This is a genomic window from Rariglobus hedericola (assembly GCF_007559335.1).
Classification (GTDB): Bacteria; Verrucomicrobiota; Verrucomicrobiia; order Opitutales; family Opitutaceae; genus Rariglobus; species Rariglobus hedericola.
Window position 1 is genome coordinate 40,638 of record NZ_VMBG01000003.1, and the last position, 20,721, is coordinate 61,358.

Annotated in this window: 19 protein-coding genes; 14 read left to right on the forward strand and 5 right to left on the reverse strand. The window is 61.2% G+C overall.

Translation table 11 applies throughout. The features are described from left to right. Positions 1 to 133: 133 nt before the first annotated feature. From FPL22_RS15875 to FPL22_RS15915, 9 genes are all read left to right on the forward strand, one after another. Entirely contained in the window at positions 134 to 1,354 is a 1,221-nt protein-coding gene (locus FPL22_RS15875) for an acyl-CoA desaturase (RefSeq protein WP_203235177.1), read from the forward strand. A 98-nt stretch (positions 1,355 to 1,452) separates the two neighbouring features. Then, positions 1,453 to 2,745 (forward strand): NAD(P)/FAD-dependent oxidoreductase, encoded by a 1,293-nt coding sequence (locus tag FPL22_RS15880; RefSeq protein WP_144354016.1) that lies wholly within the window; start codon positions 1,453 to 1,455, stop codon positions 2,743 to 2,745. Positions 2,746 to 2,922: 177 nt separating this feature from the next. Further along, positions 2,923 to 3,864 (forward strand): DUF1365 domain-containing protein, encoded by a 942-nt coding sequence (locus tag FPL22_RS15885; RefSeq protein WP_144354017.1) that lies wholly within the window; start codon positions 2,923 to 2,925, stop codon positions 3,862 to 3,864. Further along, positions 3,861 to 5,180, forward strand: a complete 1,320-nt coding sequence (locus FPL22_RS15890; RefSeq protein ID WP_144354018.1) for an SAM-dependent methyltransferase — start codon at positions 3,861 to 3,863, stop codon at positions 5,178 to 5,180. Before FPL22_RS15885 ends, FPL22_RS15890 begins: the two co-directional genes overlap by 4 nt. Positions 5,181 to 5,191: 11 nt before the next feature. Beyond that, positions 5,192 to 5,605 (forward strand): DUF1475 family protein, encoded by a 414-nt coding sequence (locus FPL22_RS15895; RefSeq protein WP_144354019.1) that lies wholly within the window; start codon positions 5,192 to 5,194, stop codon positions 5,603 to 5,605. A 3-nt stretch (positions 5,606 to 5,608) separates the two neighbouring features. Continuing rightward, positions 5,609 to 6,106, forward strand: a complete 498-nt coding sequence (locus FPL22_RS15900; protein ID WP_144354020.1) for a DUF2062 domain-containing protein — start codon at positions 5,609 to 5,611, stop codon at positions 6,104 to 6,106. 3 nt (positions 6,107 to 6,109) lie between these two features. Further along, positions 6,110 to 6,895: a DUF1295 domain-containing protein gene (locus FPL22_RS15905; RefSeq protein ID WP_144354021.1), complete on the forward strand. Its 786-nt coding sequence runs from the start codon at positions 6,110 to 6,112 to the stop codon at positions 6,893 to 6,895. Positions 6,896 to 6,910: 15 nt separating this feature from the next. Further along, entirely contained in the window at positions 6,911 to 7,921 is a 1,011-nt protein-coding gene (locus tag FPL22_RS15910) for an SAM-dependent methyltransferase (protein ID WP_144354022.1), read from the forward strand. Position 7,922: 1 nt separating this feature from the next. Beyond that, positions 7,923 to 8,681, forward strand: a complete 759-nt coding sequence (locus FPL22_RS15915; protein ID WP_144354023.1) for a hypothetical protein — start codon at positions 7,923 to 7,925, stop codon at positions 8,679 to 8,681. A 24-nt stretch (positions 8,682 to 8,705) separates the two neighbouring features. Here the strand turns inward: FPL22_RS15915 and FPL22_RS15920 are convergent, their stop codons facing one another. Further along, on the reverse strand, positions 8,706 to 10,367 hold the full coding sequence (locus tag FPL22_RS15920) for an ATP-binding protein (RefSeq protein WP_144354024.1): 1,662 nt from the start codon (positions 10,365 to 10,367) through the stop codon (positions 8,706 to 8,708). A gap of 75 nt (positions 10,368 to 10,442) precedes the next feature. Further along, positions 10,443 to 11,228, reverse strand: a complete 786-nt coding sequence (locus FPL22_RS15925; protein ID WP_144354025.1) for an RluA family pseudouridine synthase — start codon at positions 11,226 to 11,228, stop codon at positions 10,443 to 10,445. A gap of 65 nt (positions 11,229 to 11,293) precedes the next feature. Here FPL22_RS15925 and glpK point away from each other — a divergent pair, with 65 nt between their 5' ends. From glpK to FPL22_RS15940, 3 genes are all read left to right on the forward strand, one after another. Continuing rightward, positions 11,294 to 12,796, forward strand: a complete 1,503-nt coding sequence (gene glpK, locus FPL22_RS15930) for a glycerol kinase GlpK (RefSeq protein ID WP_144354026.1) — start codon at positions 11,294 to 11,296, stop codon at positions 12,794 to 12,796. A 116-nt stretch (positions 12,797 to 12,912) separates the two neighbouring features. Continuing rightward, entirely contained in the window at positions 12,913 to 14,031 is a 1,119-nt protein-coding gene (locus FPL22_RS15935) for a hypothetical protein (RefSeq protein WP_144354027.1), read from the forward strand. 53 nt (positions 14,032 to 14,084) lie between these two features. Beyond that, on the forward strand, positions 14,085 to 15,677 hold the full coding sequence (locus tag FPL22_RS15940) for a GH3 auxin-responsive promoter family protein (RefSeq protein WP_162525338.1): 1,593 nt from the start codon (positions 14,085 to 14,087) through the stop codon (positions 15,675 to 15,677). Positions 15,678 to 15,897: 220 nt separating this feature from the next. On the opposite strand, the gene FPL22_RS15945 is transcribed toward FPL22_RS15940, so the two are convergent. The 3 genes from FPL22_RS15945 to FPL22_RS15955 form a co-directional block, all read right to left on the reverse strand. Beyond that, complete coding sequence (locus FPL22_RS15945; RefSeq protein WP_162525339.1) at positions 15,898 to 16,440, reverse strand: peroxiredoxin family protein; 543 nt, start codon at positions 16,438 to 16,440, stop codon at positions 15,898 to 15,900. Positions 16,441 to 16,479: 39 nt separating this feature from the next. Beyond that, positions 16,480 to 17,970 carry a glycosyltransferase family 2 protein gene (locus tag FPL22_RS15950; RefSeq protein ID WP_144354030.1) on the reverse strand — a complete coding sequence of 497 codons (1,491 nt, stop codon included), beginning with the start codon at positions 17,968 to 17,970 and terminating at the stop codon, positions 16,480 to 16,482. Positions 17,971 to 18,067: 97 nt separating this feature from the next. After that, on the reverse strand, positions 18,068 to 18,976 hold the full coding sequence (locus FPL22_RS15955; RefSeq protein WP_144354031.1) for a LysR family transcriptional regulator: 909 nt from the start codon (positions 18,974 to 18,976) through the stop codon (positions 18,068 to 18,070). Between the two features lie 71 nt (positions 18,977 to 19,047). Between FPL22_RS15955 and FPL22_RS15960 the strand changes: the two genes are divergently transcribed. Then, positions 19,048 to 19,740 (forward strand): YggS family pyridoxal phosphate-dependent enzyme, encoded by a 693-nt coding sequence (locus tag FPL22_RS15960; RefSeq protein ID WP_144354032.1) that lies wholly within the window; start codon positions 19,048 to 19,050, stop codon positions 19,738 to 19,740. A gap of 49 nt (positions 19,741 to 19,789) precedes the next feature. Beyond that, complete coding sequence (locus FPL22_RS15965; protein WP_162525340.1) at positions 19,790 to 20,659, forward strand: SirB1 family protein; 870 nt, start codon at positions 19,790 to 19,792, stop codon at positions 20,657 to 20,659. Positions 20,660 to 20,721 lie beyond the last annotated feature (62 nt).

Genomic DNA, 20,721 nt, shown 5'->3' on the forward strand with positions numbered 1-20,721 from the left:
GCATCGGCGGTCACACTTCATGCAACTATTCTGCCGCGAAAATCGTATCATTATTGTAATGCCTTTCAGGGAAACACGGCTTGCGCCGATGGGTCACAGGCTATTCCTTAATACTCTTTAATCCACTCCGCCTGTGACTGATTCCGTTTCATCCCGTCCCTCGTTTTTCCGCCGTGCGGCCACTGCCGTGACGCAATGGATCGACTCCGATTACTGCCCTGAAGGCGCCGAGAAAATGCGCAACGAACCCGACAAGGTTGATTGGGTGCGCGTTATGCCATTCGCCATCCTCCACCTCGGTTGCTTCGGCATCATTTGGGTGGGCGTGAGCGCGTTCGCCGCCTGGGCCGCCGTATTCCTTTATTTTGTGCGCATGTTTGCCGTCACCGGTATTCACCACCGCTATTTCTCGCACAAAACCTACAGCACCTCGCGTGCAGGTCAGTTTTTCCTGGCACTCTGGGCCGGCACCACGGTGCAACGCGGTTCGCTCTGGTGGGCGTATCATCATCGCCATCACCACCAACACTCCGACGATCCAGAGGACGCACACTCACCGCACGTTCACGGTTTCCTGTGGTCGCACATCGGCTGGATCACTTCGCGCCGTAATTTCCCGACCGATTATTCGAAGATCAAAGACCTCCAGAAGTTCCCCGAACTCGTCTGGCTTAACCGCTTCGATCTCGTTGTTCCCATCCTCTATGCTGCCTCGATGTTCGGCATCGGCGCCCTCCTCGAAAAGTTCGCCCCCGGCCTCGGCACCAACGGCTGGCAGATGCTCGTGTGGGGCTTCTTCGTGAGCACCACGGCCCTCTTCCACGGCACCGCCTGTATTAACTCGATGGCCCATCTCATGGGTAAACGCCGCTACAAGACCGACGACGATTCGCGCAACAGCTTCATCCTCGCGATCATCTGCCTCGGCGAAGGCTGGCACAACAACCACCACCGCTACCAAAGCGCCACGCGCAACGGTTTCTATTGGTGGGAAATCGACCCGACTTACTACGGCCTCAAGGTTCTCTCCTGGACCGGCCTGATTTGGGGTCTCAAAAATGTGCCGCAATCCGTCCTCGACGAAGGCATGCGCGCCGAACACGAAGCCTCCGTCGCCGCCGCCCAAGCCAGCTCGCAAGTCCGCCCCGAGCACGCCTCGTCCCTGCGTCATGTGCTGCCCGCCGCCGCTGCCATCGCGGTTGCCACGGTCAACGCCGCCAACACCCAGATCCCGCAAAAGCCCGACAGCGCCGCGATGCACAAGGACCTCACCGAGCTCGCCCACGAACTCGACCGCAAGGCCCCGACCGCGCACACGCCGGCAGTCTCCACGGACACCGATAACGCCCGGTAAATTCCCCGCGTTTTCAGGCATCCCCGCAGGGTGCGCAGCCGTAACAGGTTGCGCACCCTGCGTGCTTTAACCCTTTCGCGATCCACCGATTCCTTCCTATGTCACGTCTCGCCATCATCGGCACCGGCATCGCCGGCATGGGTTCAGCCCACTTCCTGCACCGCCACCACGACCTTACGATTTTTGAGGCCAACGATTACGTCGGCGGCCACACCAACACCGTCGACGCCGTCGAGCCCGGCACCGCCCGACTCGTGCCGATCGACACCGGCTTCATGGTTTACAACGAGGCCACCTACCCGCTCCTCACGCGCCTTTTCGCGCAACTCCAGGTGCCCGTGAAGAAGACCACCATGTCGTTCTCCGTGCGCGACGACGCCAGCGGACTCGAGTGGGCCGGCACTTCGCTCAACCACCTTTTCGCCCAGCGCAAAAACCTGATCAACCTGCGCTTCCTCAAGATGCTCGCGGCGATCAACCGCTTTAACAAAGAGGCCGTCGCCGCCCTCGATGATCCGGCCACAACTGAGATCACCCTCGGCGAATACGTGCGCCGCCGCGGTTACGGGGAGGATTTTTTTAACCTCTACCTCGTGCCGATGAGCAGCGCCGTGTGGAGCACGCCTCCCGAGCTCATGCTGTCGTTTCCCGCCGCGAGCCTGCTGCGGTTTTTCCACAACCACGGCTTTCTCGGCCTCAACACCCAGCACCAATGGATGACCGTCGACGGTGGCTCGCGCCAATACCGCGACCGCCTCATCGCGCCCTTCCGCGGCTCGATCCAGCTAGGCCGCGCCGCCGTGCGCATCATCCGCAACGGCGCGGGACGCGGAGTCACCCTGATGACCGCCGACGGTGCCACGCACGCGTTTGACCAGGTGATCGTCGCCACCCACGCCGACCAAGCCCTGCGTCTCCTCGTCAACCCCACGCCCGACGAAGTCCGCCTGCTCGGCGAATTCAAATACCAAGCCAACGTCGCCACGCTCCACACGGACGCCTCGGTGTTGCCCAAAGCCCCGCTCGCCCGCGCAGCTTGGAACTATCAACTCACCCGCGACTCCGCCGGACGCCTGAGCCCCGCGACGCACTACTGGATGAACGAACTTCAAGGCGTCTCCGACCGCGAAAACTACTTTGTCACCATCAACCGCCCCGACGCCATCGACTCCGGCAAGGTCATCAAACGAATCGATTACACGCACCCGCTATTCAGCCTCGGTGCGGTCCGTGCGCAACGTGAACTCCCCCGGCTCAACGAACAGGCTCGCGGTCGCAGCGAGACGTATTTTGCCGGCAGTTATTTCCGCTACGGTTTCCACGAAGACGCCTTCATGAGTGCCGTGCAGCTCAGCGAACTGATGCTCGGCCGCGATCCTTGGACGGCGTGAACAGGATGCGTTCGTCCGCTGAACACACCCGTTCGCGCTAGCTCGGGGACCTTCAGCTGAAGGCGCTACCTTTTCATAAGCCGCAGGTTGCCACCGGGCACAAACTCCCCTTGCTGGCATCCCGTGTGCCCATTCATGCGTAGTATCAGTGAACCGTCCGCCGTTTCCTGATCCTGCATGAACTCCCGAATCTACGAATGCCACGTGATGCATGCCCGCTTCATCCCGAAGCCGCATCGCTTCGCATATCGTATTTTCATGCTGGCTATCGACTTGGACGAACTGCCCGCGCTTCACCGCCACTTAAAGCTCTTATCCGTCAACCGCGCCAATCTCTACGCCTTCCGCGAAAACGACTACCTGCCCACCTCGGAACCCATTCACAACCAATCGGAAAAATCAGTTTGTAACTTAATAAGTTACAAACCGGTTGATTCGTCCGTCGTTCCTTCACCGGTTGCCACTCCGTTACTGTCTGCCGGCCTGAGCCTCAAAGGCCGTGTGCTCGCATATCTCGCGGTCCACGGGGTCGATCTCGGGCCGGGCGGGCGGATCGAGCTGATCACCCTGCCCCGCGTCTTCGGCTACCTGTTTAATCCGGTTTCGTTTTACTACTGCTACGACGCCAGCGGCACCTGCGTGGCTGCCATCTCCGAGGTCACCAACACATTCCGCGAGATGAAGCCGTATTTTTTAGGTCCGGAAACCTTTCGCGCGTCCGCATCTACGGGGCACTCCGGAGCGTTTCACTTGCGCATACCTAAAAACTTTTACGTATCGCCGTTCTCCGATGTGGACGTCGCATTCGACTTCAACCTGCGTCCACCGTCTGAAAAATTAACCATTCAAATCGACGACTACGCCGGAACCCAACGCACGCTCACCAGCACCCTTACGGGACCCGCCCGCCCGTTGACCGACTCAAGACTGGCGTGGTTCACGCTTAAATATCCTCTCATCACGCTGCGTATCATCGGCCTCATTCACTGGCACGCCCTCCTGCTCTATTTCAAAAAAATCCCGTGGTTTAATAAAGCCGCCCGCGCCGCCGACCAACGCGATCTCTACCGTCCTCACGGCTCCGTCTCCCACCGTCAATCCGACTCCCCCACGCCATGAGCGAAGAAAACTCTCCCGCCCTCGACTCCACCGCCACCTACCTGGAAACGGCCAACACTTGCGGTCCCCTGTGCCGTCGCATGGTGCTCGCGTCCCTGCGCGACATGAAGCTCGGCCATCTCCGCGTGGAACTCCCCGAGGGCGGCTTCGTCGAATTCGGTTCGCATGCCGATGCGCTCACCCGACGTATGCCGGTCGGGCTCTCCGCCACCGCTTGCATTCGCGTGCGCCGTCCCGCGTTTTTCAGCAAATGCGTGCTCTCCGGTGATATCGGTTTTGCCGAATCCTACCTCGACGGCGATTGGAGCACTCCCGATCTCGCCAGCGTCCTGTCGTGGTTTTTGCTCAACATCGAGCACGCCCCGACGCTCTCGGGCTCGACCGCGACCACGCTGAGCGCGCTGCCCCTCAACTGGCTCCGTCTCGTCAACCGCCTGCGCCACCTCTTGCGTCCGAATTCCCGCGCCACTGCCCGTCGCAACATCGCCGAGCACTACGATCTCTCCAACGACTTCTTCTCCCTCTTCCTCGACCCCTCGATGATGTATTCGAGCGCACGCTGGCCGGCCAACGCTCAACAATTCTCCCTCCAGGAAGCCCAACGCGAAAAAAACGACGCGCTCTGCCGTTCCCTTCGTCTCAAGTCCACCGATCGCGTGCTCGAAATCGGCACCGGCTGGGGCGGTTGGTGCCTGCATGCCGCCTCGAACTACGGCTGCAAGGTAACCACCCTCACCATCTCGAAGGAACAATACGAACTCGCCCGCAGCCGCGTGCAGGCCGCCGGCCTCGGTGATCGCATCGATGTGCGCTTGGAAGACTACCGCGATCACGCCGGCACCTACGACAAGATCGTCTCCATCGAAATGATGGAAGCCATCGGCCACGACTATCTCCCGTCCTATTGCGACGTCCTCGCCGCGCGCCTGAAGGCCGACGGCCTGCTCGCCCTTCAATTCATCACCTGCCCCGACGATCGCTACGAAGCGCTCCGCAAAGGCGTCGATTTTATCCAGAAGCATATCTTCCCCGGCTCGCTGCTGCTCTCCTTGAACCGCGTCAACCAGCAGCTGACACGCGCCGGCGGTTTTCAACTGCACCACATTGAAGACTTCGGCCCCGACTACGCCCGCACGCTGCGACTCTGGCGCGACACCTTCGAACATCAGCGCGACCGCGTAATCGAGCTCGGCTTCGACGAACGCTTCATCCGCAAATGGCGCTACTACCTGTGCTACTGCGAAGCCGCCTTCGCCATGCGCAACATCTCGGTCGTCCAGACCCTCCACACACGCGCCAACAATCTGGCTCTTTGATTCGACGCACCATGCTTTGGTTTTTACGCGCTCTCTTCTTCGTCGTCATCGCTTCCATGCTCGCCGTCACGGGCTGGGCCAGTTCGCAATGCGCACTCTTCGCCATCCCTCGCGAGGTGTTCACCCACCCGTGGTTTATCGCCACGCTCTTTGATGCCTACTGGGCGTTCATCGCGTTCTACGTCTGGGTGGCGTGGAAGGAACAGTCACTGGCCGCGCGCATCCTGTGGTTCGTCGCCATCATTCTGTGGGGCAACCTCGCGATGGCCCTCTACTTCCTCATCGAACTGTTTCGTATCCAAACTATCGATCAACTCGGCGAAGTGTTCGGCACGCGCCGCTCTGGAAAGATCACGCTTCCCGCGCTTCTCGCCACACTCGGAGTCGGTGTCTACCTCCTGGGCGCACAGCCTCTTTTTTCGTAACCCATGTCCGACACCTCTCCCCGTCGTTCCTTCTGGAAACGCCGCTTTGGCGACCCTGTGATGGCGCTGCTTACTCAAGGCGTCACGCCTGACAAAGTCGCCTCAACCGTCGCCGTGGGCACCGCCGCCTCGCTGTTCCCGTTTCTGGGCTTCACCACCACGCTCAACATCATCATCGGCTTCTGGTTTCGGATGAACCAGCCGCTTCTGCAGGCAGTCAACTACCTGCTCGCCCCGCTCCACATCGTGATGATCCTCGTGTATGTTCGCGTGGGTGAGTGGATCTGGCGCTCAAGCGAGGATCCCTTCTCCATCGGAGACCTTATCTCGTCCTTCCGCCACGACACGTTTCGTGAATTCCTTCACCGCTTCGGCTGGGCCGGCGTGCACGCCTTCACCGCCTGGGTCATCAGCGTGCCGTTCATCATCGCCGGACTTTATTTTTCATTGCGCCCGCTCATGCGCAAACTCGCCCGTTTGCGTGGCCCCAAACCCGCCTGATTCATGTCCTTGCTTCTCATCATTGCACTCGCCGTGGCCGCGCTGGGATTGATCTTCGCCGCGACCTACGCGCTCGCGCGTCGCATGGAAAACTACGGGATCGTGGACATCACGTGGTCCTACGCCTTCGGTGCGCTGGCGCTATTTTATGCAGCCACAGCGTCGGGCTGGGCTCCGCGCCGGTGGACCATCGCGGCCATCGTCATAATTTGGAGCGGACGTCTCGGCACACATCTCTACCGCCGCGTGATGAGCCATCACCCGGTCGAGGACACCCGCTACACGGAAATGCGCACCCGCTGGGCCGAGGGGTTTGCCGCGAAGATGTTTATCTTCTATCAACAACAGGCACTCTCGGTCGTCATCCTCGGCCTGCCCTTTTTGCTCATTGCAAGAAATCCCGCCGAAGGATTTCAGCCGCTTGAATACGCCGGTGTTGCGCTCTGGTTGCTCGCACTCCTTGGCGAATCCCTGGCCGACGCCCAACTCGCCGCCTTCAAGCGAAACTCCGCCAACAAAGGTAAAGTCTGCGAAGTCGGCCTGTGGCATTACAGCCGTCACCCCAACTATTTTTTCGAGTGGTGCATCTGGCTCGGTTATTTTGCCTTCGCCTGCGCCTCGCCCTGGGGCTGGACCAGTTTCATCTGCCCCGCCGGCATCCTTTATCTGCTGCTATGCGTAACAGGAGTGCCCATGGCCGAGGAACAATCACTCCGCTCGCGCGGTGATGCCTACCGAGCCTATCAAAAACGCGTCCCGGTCTTCGTTCCTTGGTTTCGCAAAAACTGACCGCCCCTTCTTCGCATGATCGACTCCCTTCTCGAAAAAAACCTGCTCCCCGACTGGCTCATCCGCATCGGTATCCGTCGGCTGCTTGCCCAGCGAATTAAAGACGAGTCCGCCACCTACAATGCGGATGCCTACGTCACCGATCTGAAGACCCGTGCGCTCGCCGAGCAAACCGCCGCTGCCAACGAGCAACACTACGAGGTTCCCACGCCTTTCTACCAGTATTGCCTCGGTAAACGTCTCAAATATTCCGGCTGCCTTTACCCCACCGGCAAGGAAACCCTCGACGAAGCCGAGGAACACATGCTCGCGCTCTACGCCGATCGCGCGCAGCTCGTGGACGGCCAGGACATCCTCGAACTCGGTTGCGGCTGGGGTTCACTCGCCCTCTACAACGCCGCGAAATTCCCCAATGCCCGCATCACCGCGATCTCCAATTCGCGCACGCAAAAGGAGCACATCGACACCGAGGCGCGCAAACGCGGCATCACCAATCTCCGCATCATCACCTGCGACATCAACGCGTTCGATATCGCCTCGGGCAGCTTTGATCGCGTCGTCTCGGTCGAGATGTTCGAGCATCTCAAAAACTATCAGCTCCTTTTCAAAAATATCGCCCGCTGGCTGCGCCCCGGCGGCCTGCTATTCACGCACATCTTCACGCACGACCACCTGAGTTATCACTTCATCGCGCGTGACAAGACCGACTGGATGAGCCGCTATTTTTTCACCGGCGGACAAATCCCCGCGCACAATCTCTTCAGTTACTTTCAAGACGATCTCACGCTCATCGCCGACTGGCGCGTCAATGGTCGACACTACCAGCAGACCGCCGAGCACTGGCTCCAGAACATGGACAAACACCGAGACGAGATCATCCCGCTCTTCCGCGATGTTTACGGTCAGGAGCAGACGCTCAAATGGTGGTGCTACTGGCGCGTGTTTTACATGAGCTGCGCCGAACTCTGGGGCTACAAAAACGGAGAAGAGTGGCTCGTGAGCCACTACCTCTTCCGCAAACCCTGAGATGAAATTCATCGGCCTGCTGCTAGGATTACATCTCGCCACCGCCACGATCACGGTTTGGGCCGGCGAAGCGCCATCGCTCATTGAGCGCGCCTTGGTGGCCGAGAGTAAGTTCGACTCACAAACCGCGCTGGATCTTTTCCTCGCCGCCGACCGCGCCAAACCCAACGACGGTTTCATCCTCCAAAAAATCGCGCGCCAATACTCCGACTCGATCCTCGACACCGCCGACATCGAGGAGAAAAAGCACCGCGCCGAGCAGGCACTCGCCTACGCCCAACGCTCCGTCGCGGTCGCACCCGACAACGCTGAAAACGTGCTCTCCCTCGCCGTGTGTCACGGAACGCTCGCCGTTTACAGCGATACCCGCACCAAGCTCCGTTACTCGCGCCTCGTGAAAGAAGAAGCCGAGCGCGCCCTCGTGCTCAATCCCGACTACGACTGGGCGCACCACCTGCTCGGTCGCTGGCACTACGAAGTCGCCACACTGGGAGCGACCAAGCGTTTTTTTGTCCGCATCATTTATGGAGGCCTGCCCGAGGCCTCCTTTAATCAAGCAATCACCCACCTCGAACGCGCCGTGGCGCTGGCACCCAAAGTCGCGCCGCATCACCTCGAACTCGGCTTTGCCTTGCTCGCGGCCGGCCGTGAAGCCGATGCGCGCGTCGCCTTCAACCGCGGCCTCGCGCTTCCCTCAACCGGCAAACACGACGACGCAGCCAAAGATCGCGCCCGCGCCGCCTTGCAACAGCTGAAATAATTTGTGGCGGCGAAGATGGTGGAACTACACCGCCACTCCGACCACCGCCGGGAGTTCAACGATGAAGACCGCGCCGCCGCCGGGTGACTCCTCGCATCGCACGGTTCCGCCCATCGCGATCACCAGTTGCTTCACGATCGCCAACCCCAGGCCGATTGATTGTTCGCCGCCGGTCGGACGCGCGCTCAGGCACACGTATTTCTGAAACAGCCGTGGCATTTCCGCGGGCGCGATGCCCGGCCCTTGATCACGCACACGGAACACCAGCCGGCCTTGCAAGGCCGGCTCGACCTCCACCGCGACCACGCGGTCAAAGGGCGAATATTTCACCGCGTTACCCACGAGATTATTGAGCACTTGCCGCAACGCCGCGCGGTCCGCGAGCGCCAGCGGAGCCGTGCGTGCGAAATCCGTGGTGAACGTGATCTGCTTGCGTGCGGCCAGCGTTTGCATCGCGGCCAGCACATCATCGACTTCCTTCGTCACCTCGACCGGCTCGATGCGCAACCGCCGCTTGCCGTCCTCGAGCGCCTGCACATCGAGCAGGTTGCGGATCATGTGAATCATCTGGTGCGCCAGCCCCATCATCCGGTCCAGTGGCTCGCGATCCTTCTCCACCGCGGCATCCGAAAGAATCTCGATGTTGAGCATGAGTCCGTTGAGCGGATTGCGCAGATCGTGCGCGGCCATGCGCATGAGACCGGTCTTTTCCTCGTTCAACTCCTCGAGCCTGCGTTGCGTCGCCTCCAGCTCGCGTTGCACGCGCGCACGTTGCGCCAGTTCGCGCCGCAGACAGCGGTTGTGCCAGATCATCACGCCGATGAACGTGCCCGCCACCACGAAGCCGCCGGCCACCCAGCGCATCACATAATCCCAGCGCACGATCCGCGCATACTCCACGCCCACCCACGGCCCCACGATCTCCTGCCGGTCTTTGGCGCTGAGCGATGCCACGCCTTTATCCAATATGTCGCGCAACACCGGCTGGTCCTTGCGCACCGCATAACGCAGATCGAAAAGATACGGCATCACTCCGGCGATCTTCAGATTGGAGAGCCCGAGCGACTTGATGATGTAGTTGGCATTGGCGATGTTGGTCACCGCCACATCCGCCCGTCCCGCCGCCACAGCCAGAAATGCCTCGTCCATGGTTTTCACCATGACGCGCACAATACGCGGATGATCCCGCGCCAGCACCAACGAGCCCACATAACCCTCGGGCAGCGCCATACGACGCCCGTTTAATTGATCCATCGACATCACCGCCCGCGAATCATGCCGCGTCACAAAGGCCATCGGGAACGAGTTGTAGGCGCGGGTGAAAACAAAATCCTGCTCACGCCCTTCGTCTTCCGCCGTGCTCACCAAAAAATCCACCGCGCCGGCTTTTGCGCTGTTATACGCCTCGGGCCACGAGGACGAATGCACCGGCTGGAACTTTAGCCCCAGCCGCTCTTCTAGGAGCTTGAGGAAATCCCGGTCAATACCCGCAAAATCCCCGCGGGTATCCTTGTAGCTGAACGGCCCCCAACCCGGGTCATACCCAAAATAAACAACCGGATGTTCCTTTATCCAGGTCTTCTCCGTATCAGTGAGTTCGATACGCGGAGCCTCGCCGCGAGCGGGCATCGCGATAAAAACAAGAACCGCGAGAAACGGCCCGAGAAGCTGGAGAGTCCTGCGCATGAAGTCCGGCGTTGCAGTTATTCTGCATAAAACAGGCCGGAGAACAAGACGCGTATCATGGCTTTCGGGAGCCACTTATCTCGCGGCTGCGAATTTCCGCAGGTATTTGAGCGCCACCTCAAACTCGTTCGGCAGCGGCGCGTTGATTACAATCATCTCCTTGGTAATCGGGTGCTTTACGGTCAGCCGGCTCGCATGCAGCGCCAGGCGGCTGATGAGGGGCTTCTCGTCAAGACGGCCTTTGTAACCGCGCTTGAGCTGGGAAAGTTTCAATTCCGTCACGCCGTCACCATAAAACGGGTCGTTCAAAATGGGCAGACCGCTATATTGCAGGTGCACACGCAACTGATGCGTGCGGCCGGTCACCGGCCGGCATTCCACGAAAGTAAATCCGCCAAACCGGTCCAACACCTTCACGACCGTCTGGCTGGCCTTGCCGTGCTTGCGCACGGTGCGCATGCGCCCGGGGTTGTCCTCGTCGTCGATCAAATCGCGATCCACGAAAAATTCATCGTCCGCCAAACCCTCCGGCGGCTCATCATCCGGATCATCCGACCGCACAAACAGCTCGGCCGCCGGAGTGCCGACGCAGAGCGCGTGGTAAATTTTTTTGACCGTCTTCGACTGGAACTGCCCGCTCACGAAATCGAGCGCGGACTTTTCCTTGGTGCACAGGAGGATGCCGCTCGTGTCCGCATCGAGGCGATGCACGTTGGCCACGCCGTGACCCATCTTGTCGTGCACCAGACCCATGAGGTTTTCGCGCTTCTTATCCCAGCGATCGGGCGCGACGAGCATCCCGCTCGGCTTGTCGAAAGCGATCAGCGTGTCGTCTTCATAGATGACGGGAGGGATGGGCATGGACGAGTGAGCATCGCAATGCCAACGTCCATGTCCACCCGCAAGCACTCGGCCTCATCCACCCCATGAGCACTCCCCGCTACATTCTCGCCCTCGATCAAGGCACCTCGTCGTCCCGCGCTATCGTGTTCGACCACGATGGCGGCATCGTCGCCGTCGCTCAGAAGGAGTTCACTCAATATTATCCTCAACCCGGCTGGGTGGAGCACGACCCGCTCGAAATCTGGTCCAGCCAGAATTCCACCGCCGCCGAAGCCATCGCCCGCGCCAACTTATCGTCCGAGGACATCGCCGCCGTCGGCATCACCAATCAACGCGAGACCACCATCGTGTGGGACCGCGACACCGGCCGGCCCGTGTGCAACGCCATCGTCTGGCAGGACCGCCGCACCGCCGCCTATTGCGCCCAACTCAAACGCGACGGGCTGGAACCGCTGGTTTCTCAAAAAACCGGCCTGCGCCTCGACCCTTATTTTTCCGCCACGAAACTTCGCTGGATTCTCGAAACCATTCCCGGCGTTCGCGCCCGTGCTGAGGCGGGAAAACTCCTCTTTGGCACCGTCGATACCTGGCTGCTGTGGCAGCTCACCGGCCGCAAGGTCCACGCCACCGATGTCACCAACGCCTCGCGCACGCTCCTCTGCAATCTTCACACCGGCGATTGGGACGATGATCTCCTGAAACTGTTCAAAATCCCGCGCTCGCTGCTGCCCGAGATCCGCTCGTGCTCCGAAATCTACGGGCACGTTGACCGCCATCTCTATCCCGCCGGCGCGCCCATTTCCGGTGTCGCCGGCGACCAGCACGCCGCGCTCTTCGGGCAAGCCTGCTTTACGCCCGGCATGGTTAAGAACACCTACGGAACCGGCTGTTTCACGCTTATGCACACGGGTGAAAAACCCGTCGTCTCGCGCAACAACCTCCTCACCACCGTCGCCTGGAAAATCGGCGGCCGCACCGACTACGCGCTCGAAGGCTCGGTGTTCATCGGTGGCGCGGTCATCCAATGGCTGCGCGATGAACTGCAGCTGGTGCGCAACGCGGCCGAGCTCGACCGGCTCGCCGCATCGGTGCCGGATGCCGGCGGACTTTTTCTGGTGCCTGCATTCTCCGGCCTCGGCGCACCCCACTGGGATCCGGATGCACGCGGCACGATGGTCGGCATCACCCGAGGCACGAACCGCGCACACTTTTGCCGCGCGGCGCTTGAAGCCATCGCGTTCCAGACCGCCGATCTCATCTCGTGCATGGAAAAAGACAGCGGACTTCCGCTCAAGGAACTGCGCGTCGACGGCGGCGCATCCCGCAGCAATCCTCTGCTCCAGTTCCAGGCTGATCTGCTGAACACCTCCGTGGTGCGGCCGAAATGCATCGAAACCACCGCGCTGGGCGCCGCCTGCCTGGCCGGCCTTGCCACCGGCTTCTGGTCGGATCGCGATGAGATCGCCCGTAATTGGACGGTGGATACTTCATTCGCACCGACGCAAAAACGTGACCGCATCACCGCATTGCGCGGCGGCTGGGAACGCGCCCTCACCCGCGCCAAAGGCTGGGAACCGTCCTCGTAACCGCGCGGTGAACCCGCGTGTGACGCGAACGTGTCGCCCGCGTGAACATTGGGTGACGGATCTGCTTTGCCTTTGCGCGCACTCCGCGCGCCACGCATGAGCGAGGAAAACCTATTATGCCCGCGCTGAGTTTCGCCCCCGCCCTTGCACTGATCTCCGCCTTCGGACGCGGTTCGCCCGCGCAGCCGCTACGGACGTTTATCCGCACCACCGGCTACAAACTTCGCCCGCCGTGCCCGATCCCCCACACGCCGGCGCGCACCACCCGTCAGGATGCAGTGCTCGGTTCAGGCGCGGCCGGTCCTCACCAGCTCGCCACCCTGTTGTGCGAACGCCGCAAAGGCCTCGTGCCGACCATCGTTCTCGGCGGCTTCGTGCCCGATGCGACCGAGCAGGTATTTCTCCTCCGCGGTTCGCTGCTCAATCGAGGCAGCGTCTATTATCTGAACTACCCGCGCAACGGCTTCTCGGCCGATCTGCTGTTCGCCCAACTCGACGATCTCGTCGATGAACTCGCGCTCGTGCAGGGCACGCCGCCGGTGATTTTTTCCGTGAGCTTCGGCTCCGGCCTCGTGCTCGAATGGCTGCGGCGCACCCGTGCGGCCGGCCACCACGCCGCCATCGCGGGCGCGATTTTCGTGAGCCCCATCGGTTGCGTCGAAGATTTGCTGGCACCCGGTGAAGCCAAACCCGCCACACTGCTCGGACGCGCGGTGAAGCCTTTCCTCGAAGCGACCGACGGCCTGGTCGACCCGAAGCACATCGAAAAATCCCGCACGATCTTCAACCGCATGTTCGGCGCCGGTGCGCAAAACAAGACCGCCCTCATCGCGTTAATGAGTCCCGCCGAGCTCCGGCGGTTGCACGCCGCGGTGATGGACACCATCGCCCGCGTCGACACGCGCGGAGCCTGCGAACGCATGGCCGCGTTGAACTCGTTCGCTTCGCCCTCCGCTTATTTTTCGCAACAACTGCTCCCGCTCACCGAAGCGCCCGTGCTGATTCTGTTCGCCGAAGACGAGGAAGCCGTGATCGACCGCCGCTCGCCCACGCGATTTGCGCTGAACGCCGCTCATCGGGCCTATTTCCCCAACGGCACGTGCCGGACGCTCGCCAATCCCGGCGGCGCGCCCGTGCAACACGCCTCGTTAATCTTCCACAGCGGCAATTTCCTGCCTCCCATCGCCCGGTTTTATAAGGGGTTAAAAACGCGTAAGCTTCTGCAAGCCGCATGAATTCGCTTGCGACTGCCCCCCGGGCCAAGCTGCCTCAAAAGCAGCCGTCCCGTATGCTATCTCCGACGCGAAGCCTCCTGACCGCAGGCGCCAGTTTCCTGACCACCCGCACCGCACGCAAACTGCGCACCGGCAAAGATGCCGTGCCCATGCAGGAACGCACGCTGGCCCACCTCATCGGCCAGCTTTCGCGCACCGCTTACGGCTACGCGCACGCCCTCACGCCCGGCACCACTTACAGTCAGTTCCAGGCCCGCGCACCGCTCCAGACCTACGAGGGATTCATCCCCTACATCGAGCGCATGAAGACCGGCGAGGCCGACGTGCTTTGGCCCGGTCATTGCAGTTTTTACGCGGTGTCCTCGGGCACCACCTCGGGCCGCACCAAATACCTGCCGATCACCGACGGCATGCTGGAGCATTTTCGCAAGGCCGGCCTCGACTCGCTCCTCTACTACACCGCCCGCGTCGGCCACACGGGCATATTTCGCGGCAAACACCTGTTCCTCGGCGGCTCGACCACGCTCAGCCGTCTGGACGAGTGCAAGGACCGCGCCGCTTACGCCGGTGACTTGAGCGGCATCACCGCCCTCAACCTGCCGGGCTGGGTCGAAAAACACCTCTACGAGCCCGGCGCCCGTATCGCTCAAATCGCCGACTGGCCGGCCAAAATCCAGGCCATCGCCGACCAGACGTGGAATCGCGACATCACGATGCTCGCCGGCATCCCGAGCTGGGTGCTCATCCTCGCCGAGGCCGTCAAAGCCCGTGCATCCAGCGGCAAGAGCCGTCCATCCCATCTCCAGGCCGTGTGGCCCAACCTCGAGTGCCTCGTCCACGGCGGCGTTCCCGTGGGCCCGTTCATCGACGAACTGCGCACGCACATCGGCCCCAAGGTCAATTTCCACGAAGTTTACCCCGCCTCCGAGGGTTTCATCGCCACCCAGGATGCCGAGTCCTCGCTCGGCCTGCGCCTGATGACCGATACCGGTCTCTTCTTCGAATTCCTCCCCATGCGTTACTACCATGAGGAAAACCTACCGCAGCTCGGCCAGCACACGGTGCCCCTCGAGGGCGTGCAGGTCGGCGTCGATTACGCTCTCATCCTGAGCACGCCCGCCGGCCTCACCCGCTACGTGATCGGCGATGTGGTGCGCTTCATTTCGACCGATATACCGCGCTTGGTTTACGTCGGCCGCACCGCGCTGCAATTGAGCGCTTTTGGCGAACACGTGATCGAGAAAGAACTCACCGACGCCCTCATCACCGTCTGCCAGCGTCACAACTGGACGATCACCAACTTCCATGTCGCCCCGCTGTTCGTCGACAGCTCCGTCGGTCAACGCCGCGGACGCCACGAGTGGTGGGTCGAGCTCAAGCCTTACACTCAAGAGACCCCCACCGGCCCCGTCATCGCAGCAGAACTCGATGTGGAATTGAAGCGCCTGAACGACGACTACGAAGCCAAGCGCAACGGCGGTGGCCTCGACGCGCCGAATGTAAAACTCGTCATGCCCGGCGTCTTCGAACACTGGCTCCGCACCAAGGACAAATGGGGCGGCCAAAACAAGATGCCTCGCTGCCGCAGCGATCGCCAGATCGCCGACGAGCTCGCGCAGGTCGCCCGTTTCTCGGCCGACTCATGAGTCCGATCCTCCGCGTAACCGCGCGGCCCGAAATCGGCCCCTGACGTCAAAAACGCCCACCTGTCGCGGCGCCCGCCTGTTGGCATGCCCGATGCTAAATTACTTCCGATACAGACTTCCCTGCCTCGGCAGGGTCTAGGGGTAACATGGATACCGGCTTAATACCGGATAAGAAAAATAGAGGGCCCGCCGTTAGGGGTTTCGGCGGGCCCTTCCTTTTTTAAAGCAACGAAACGATCAGCGCCTCATACGCCTTTGCCTCGGCCAGACCGAGTTTGACGTGGCGGATGTTTCCCTCGCGATCGATCACGAACGCAGTCGGCAATCCCTGCACGCCGCCAAAGGCCTCGGCCACATCCGCGTCGGCGACCAGAATCGGATAGTTCATCTTCATCTTTTCACCGAAAGCCTTCACTTCCGCCGGCGTCGCTTCATCCAGCGAGAAGCCCAAAATCACGAGCCCGCGATCGGCATATTTTTTCTGCCACGCGATGTAGTCGGGGATCTCCTTGCGGCACGGAGGACACCAGGTCGCCCAGAAATCCACGACCACGACCTTGCCCTTGAAATCAGCCGCCTTCACCTCGCGGCCATCCAGATCCTTAAGTTTCCAATCGGGCGCTTTGCGCAACACCGGCAGCGCGGAGACCGTGGGTGCCGCCACCGCAGGCGTCGCGCCGGCCGTGGTTGATTCAGCAGGGCTGCAAGCAGCTCCCATCAAGATCACCGCCGCCACCAGTCCGCTTTTCAAAAGAGAGTTCATCGTCATGAGAGTCTCAACGGACTCCGCTTATTCCCGCGGTCAAGCGCGCTCCGCACCAAACCGGGGCAGCAAGTCGCCCGTGGAGATCAACGCCAGCCCCAGGAAACCCGCGGCTTTCACCACCAGCACGATGGCGATCGACTCCAGCCCGCGCTGTTCGAAGTGAATCGCGCCAGCCAGCATCATACCGCCCAAAACGAGTTCTACCACGGTGATCGCGGCAAACACCGAACGGCTCCGCAAACGCGAAACCAAGCCGCCCGCCGTGACCGCGCGTCCGCCCTTGGGCGTGCGCACAAACTCACCGCCGCGTTGGAACAGTCCTTCGCACACCGCCACGCAGCACGTGACACTCATCGCCAGGCCGAATGCCAGCATGAACGGCGCCGTCAGGAACAGCAGCACGCCTTCCTTCCACTGACGCTGGCGGAAATACTGGCCCGTGATGTAGAGGGCCACCGTCGCGCCGCTCGTGAGCACGACCACCACCGGATTAAAGATCATCCAGGAGCCCGGCAGGCGCGCGCCGAACAACAGGTAGGGCACAAAAATCACCGAGAAGATCACCAGTAGCGGGTGAATAAAGCCCACCAGCAAATGACTCGCCGCCTCGCGCTTGATACGGGCCGGCACATCACTGCGCAGGATGGTGCCGAGCTGTTTGCGCATCACCTGAATGCCGCCCTTGGTCCAGCGACGCTGCTGGGACTTAAACGCCGTGAGATTTTCCGGCAGCTCGGAAGGCACCGAATATTCCGGCAGGTAAACGAAGCGCCAGCCCTTGAGCTGCGCACGATAACTCACATCCAAGTCTTCCGTCACCGTGTCCGGAGTCCAGCCGCCGGCCTCTTCCAGCGCGGCGCGGCGCCAGATGCCCGCCGTGCCGTTGAAATTAAAAAACAGCCCGGCCGCGCAACGTGCCGACTGCTCCACCACAAAATGCGCATCGAGGAAGATGCCCTGAAACCGCGTGAGGAAACTCGCCTTGCGATTGTTAAACTCCCATCGCGCCTGCACGACACCGATCTGCGGATCGGCAAACTGCGGCATCATCACTTCGAGGAAGTCCGGCTCGGGGCGGAAATCCGCATCGAAGATCGCGAAAAATTCCGCGTCGGTGAGCGTGTTCGCATAGGCGAGCGCACCGGCCTTGTAACCCGAACGATCCGTGCGGCGGATATGCACCATGCAGGCAGCGCGCTCGGGGTTGGCCTTCATCCAACGATCAATGATCGCGGAGGTTTCGTCATTCGAGTCATCGAGCACCTGGATCAGCAGCAGTCCGGCGTGCCAGCGGATGGCGGAAACTTTTTCCAACAACGCCTCGACGACCAGCGGTTCGTTAAAAAGCGGGAGCTGGATGCAGACCATCGGGTTCGGACCGGTCCAGGGCGGCGGCGCGATCGCCGCACGGCGGGAGCCCTTCATATAGAGCCACAGCATCTTGACCTTGTGCAGGCCGAACACGCACATGCCGAGCAAGGTAAACAGGTAAAGGCCCAGCAAAACGTGGGAAAGGAAAGGTGACATGAAGGTTACAGGCTGATGGCTAAACCGCGCACTTTGTGCCAACGAACCGAGCCGGTGCAAGCCAGCGTTCCAACCGGCTTCCGGCACGTCCAGCCGGTCAATTATCGTCGTTTGACCCCGGCAGATTCATCCCGAGCGTCTCGATGAACTTCTTCATCGCCGGCGTGAGGACGCGGCCCTTGCGATGCAAAATCGCCAGCGGACGCGTGAACTCCTTGTTCTTAAATGGGATGACGGCGAGCGTTCCCTGTTGCTGCTCTTGCTGAACCGTGGCTTGCGGGACGATGGCGATGCCGTGGTCGATCTCGACCGCGCGCTTCACCGTCTCGATGTTGTCGAACTCCATGACGGGCTCAATCTCGAGCTTGTTGTCGCGGAAAATCTGGTCGACCGCCTTACGCGTCGGGATGTCCGGATCGAAGCCGATAAATTTCTGTCCCGCGAGTTGCTTCAACTCCACGCCACCTTCCACGCACTTCGCCAGCGGATGCCGCGGATGCGCGATCAGCACGAGACGATCGTTGCGAAACGGAAGTTGCTCAATCTGGCGCGTGCGCACCGGAAACGCCACCAGGCCGAAATCAACCGAGTTGTGCAGAATGTCCTCATAAACGAGGTTCGACCGACGGTATTCAACGCGCACGTTGACCGACGGATAATCCACCAAAAAGCGTTTGATGAACGGCGGCAGCTCATGGAGCCCGATCGAATAAATCGTCGAGATCCGAATCGTGCCGCTGATGACTTTCTTCATCTCCTGCAGCTCGCTCGCGAGCTTGTCGTAACTGTGCAGCAACTCCTTCGCCGCCTCGTAAACCCGCTGCCCTTCACGGGTCAGCTGAAATTGCTTCTGACTGCGATCAATCAGGAGAGCCTTGAAATGACGCTCCATCGCCCTGGCCTGCTGGCTCACCGCTGACTGAGTGATGGCATTGATCTTTGCCGATTTTGAGAAACTCTTCGTTTCCACCAGGTCCGCGAAGATTTTGAAGTTTTCAATTTGCATAGGCCGCTGGGTATTCCTGTTCAGTATAAACAAATCTTATTCCACGCAACCTGATAAACGCCGACGACTCCATGCTCCCCTCCTATCATGAGTTTAAAAATCGTGCGGACGCCATCCGCGCGCAGATCGCCGCCGCCTGCGTCGCCGCAGGTCGCGATCACTCCACCGTCGAGCTGCTTGCCGTGACCAAAACCCACTCCGCCGACGCTGCCGACTACGCCTCGCGCTACGGCCTGCGCGCCGTCGGCGAAAATCGCGTGCAGGAGGCCGTGGATAAGCAATCGCAATGCACGGCCCGCATCCAGTGGGAGCTCATCGGCCATCTCCAATCCAACAAAGCCAAGCTCGCCGCCACGCATTTCGACCGCGTGCAGAGCGTCGACAGCGAGAAACTCCTCAACCACCTCGACACCGCCGCCGCCGCGCTCGGCAAGGTCCTGCCCGTCCTCCTCCAAATCAACGCCGGCCGCGATCCTGCCAAGTTTGGCGCTGAGCTCGAAGACGCTCCGCGCCTGCTCGAAACCGCACTCGGCAAAAAAAATCTGCGCATCGACGGCTTCATGACCATCGCCCCGCTCTCCGACGATCCCGCAGTCGCGGTGCGCACCTTCGAGACATTGCGCACACTCCGCGACGAACTCGCCGCAAAATTTGGCGTGTCGTTGCGCGAACTTTCCATGGGCATGAGCGGCGACATGGAGGCCGCCGTGCGCGCCGGCAGCACGCAGGTGCGCGTCGGCACCGCGCTCTACGGCACGCGCTGAATCCCGATTCGCGTTTGCCACCCGCGTGAAACCGGATTCGATTTCCTCCGTGGAAAACGCTCAACCCAGTCTCGGCTCCCGCGAAGCAGTGCTGGCGTTGCTCGACGACCCTAGTCCCGCGGTCCGCAAGGCCTTGCTCACCCACTTCGCCGCCCAAGGCGAGCCGGCCCGCATCTTCCTTGAAGAGGTCGCCAACGGCGGCCGCCGCCTGCTCGCCAAACATGCGCGCAGTTTCCTCGAAGAGCTCAAATTCACCGACCCCGTTTCCGAATTTCGCGACTTCATCCGCTCGCTCAACTACGAGCTTGAGACCGGCGCGCTGCTCCTCGCCCGCACCGTGTTTCCCGATCTCGATGTGGGCCTGAGTTGCCAGCGTCTCGACGACCTCGCCGCCCGCTGCCGCGAGTTGATCGCCGAGCCGTTGTCCGTCCGCGAAAAATGCCGCGTCATGAACCGCGTGCTGTTTCACGAAAACGGTTTCCGCGGCAACGCCGAGCACTACACCGACCCTCTCAACAGCTTTCTTCCCCTCGTGCTGGAGCGCCGCAAAGGCATTCCGCTTTCACTGAGCATTGTTTACCTGCTCGTCGCCCAACGCCTCGGCATCGACCTCGAACCCGTCGGCTTGCCCGGCCACTTCATGGTCGGCTGCTACCTCGAGGACGCCCCGCTCTTCATCGATCCGTTTGAACACGGCACCTTCCGCTCGCCCGAGGAGGTTTTTGCGTTTTTAAAGGCCGGCTCTCACCAGCCCAAGGTTTCCGACCTCGCCCCCACGACAGTTCGCGAGGTGCTCTGCCGCAGCTGCCGCAACCTCGCCAATCATTACGCCGCCGCGGGTGACGCCGAACGTTCCAAGCTCTTCACCAGCTTCGTCGACGAATTCGAACAGACCTACGAACGCCACGCGCAACCGTAGAAATCTTTCTCTTTCCTCTTTCTCTTTCCTCTTTCTCCCTGAAAGGCTCCGCAGAGAAAGAT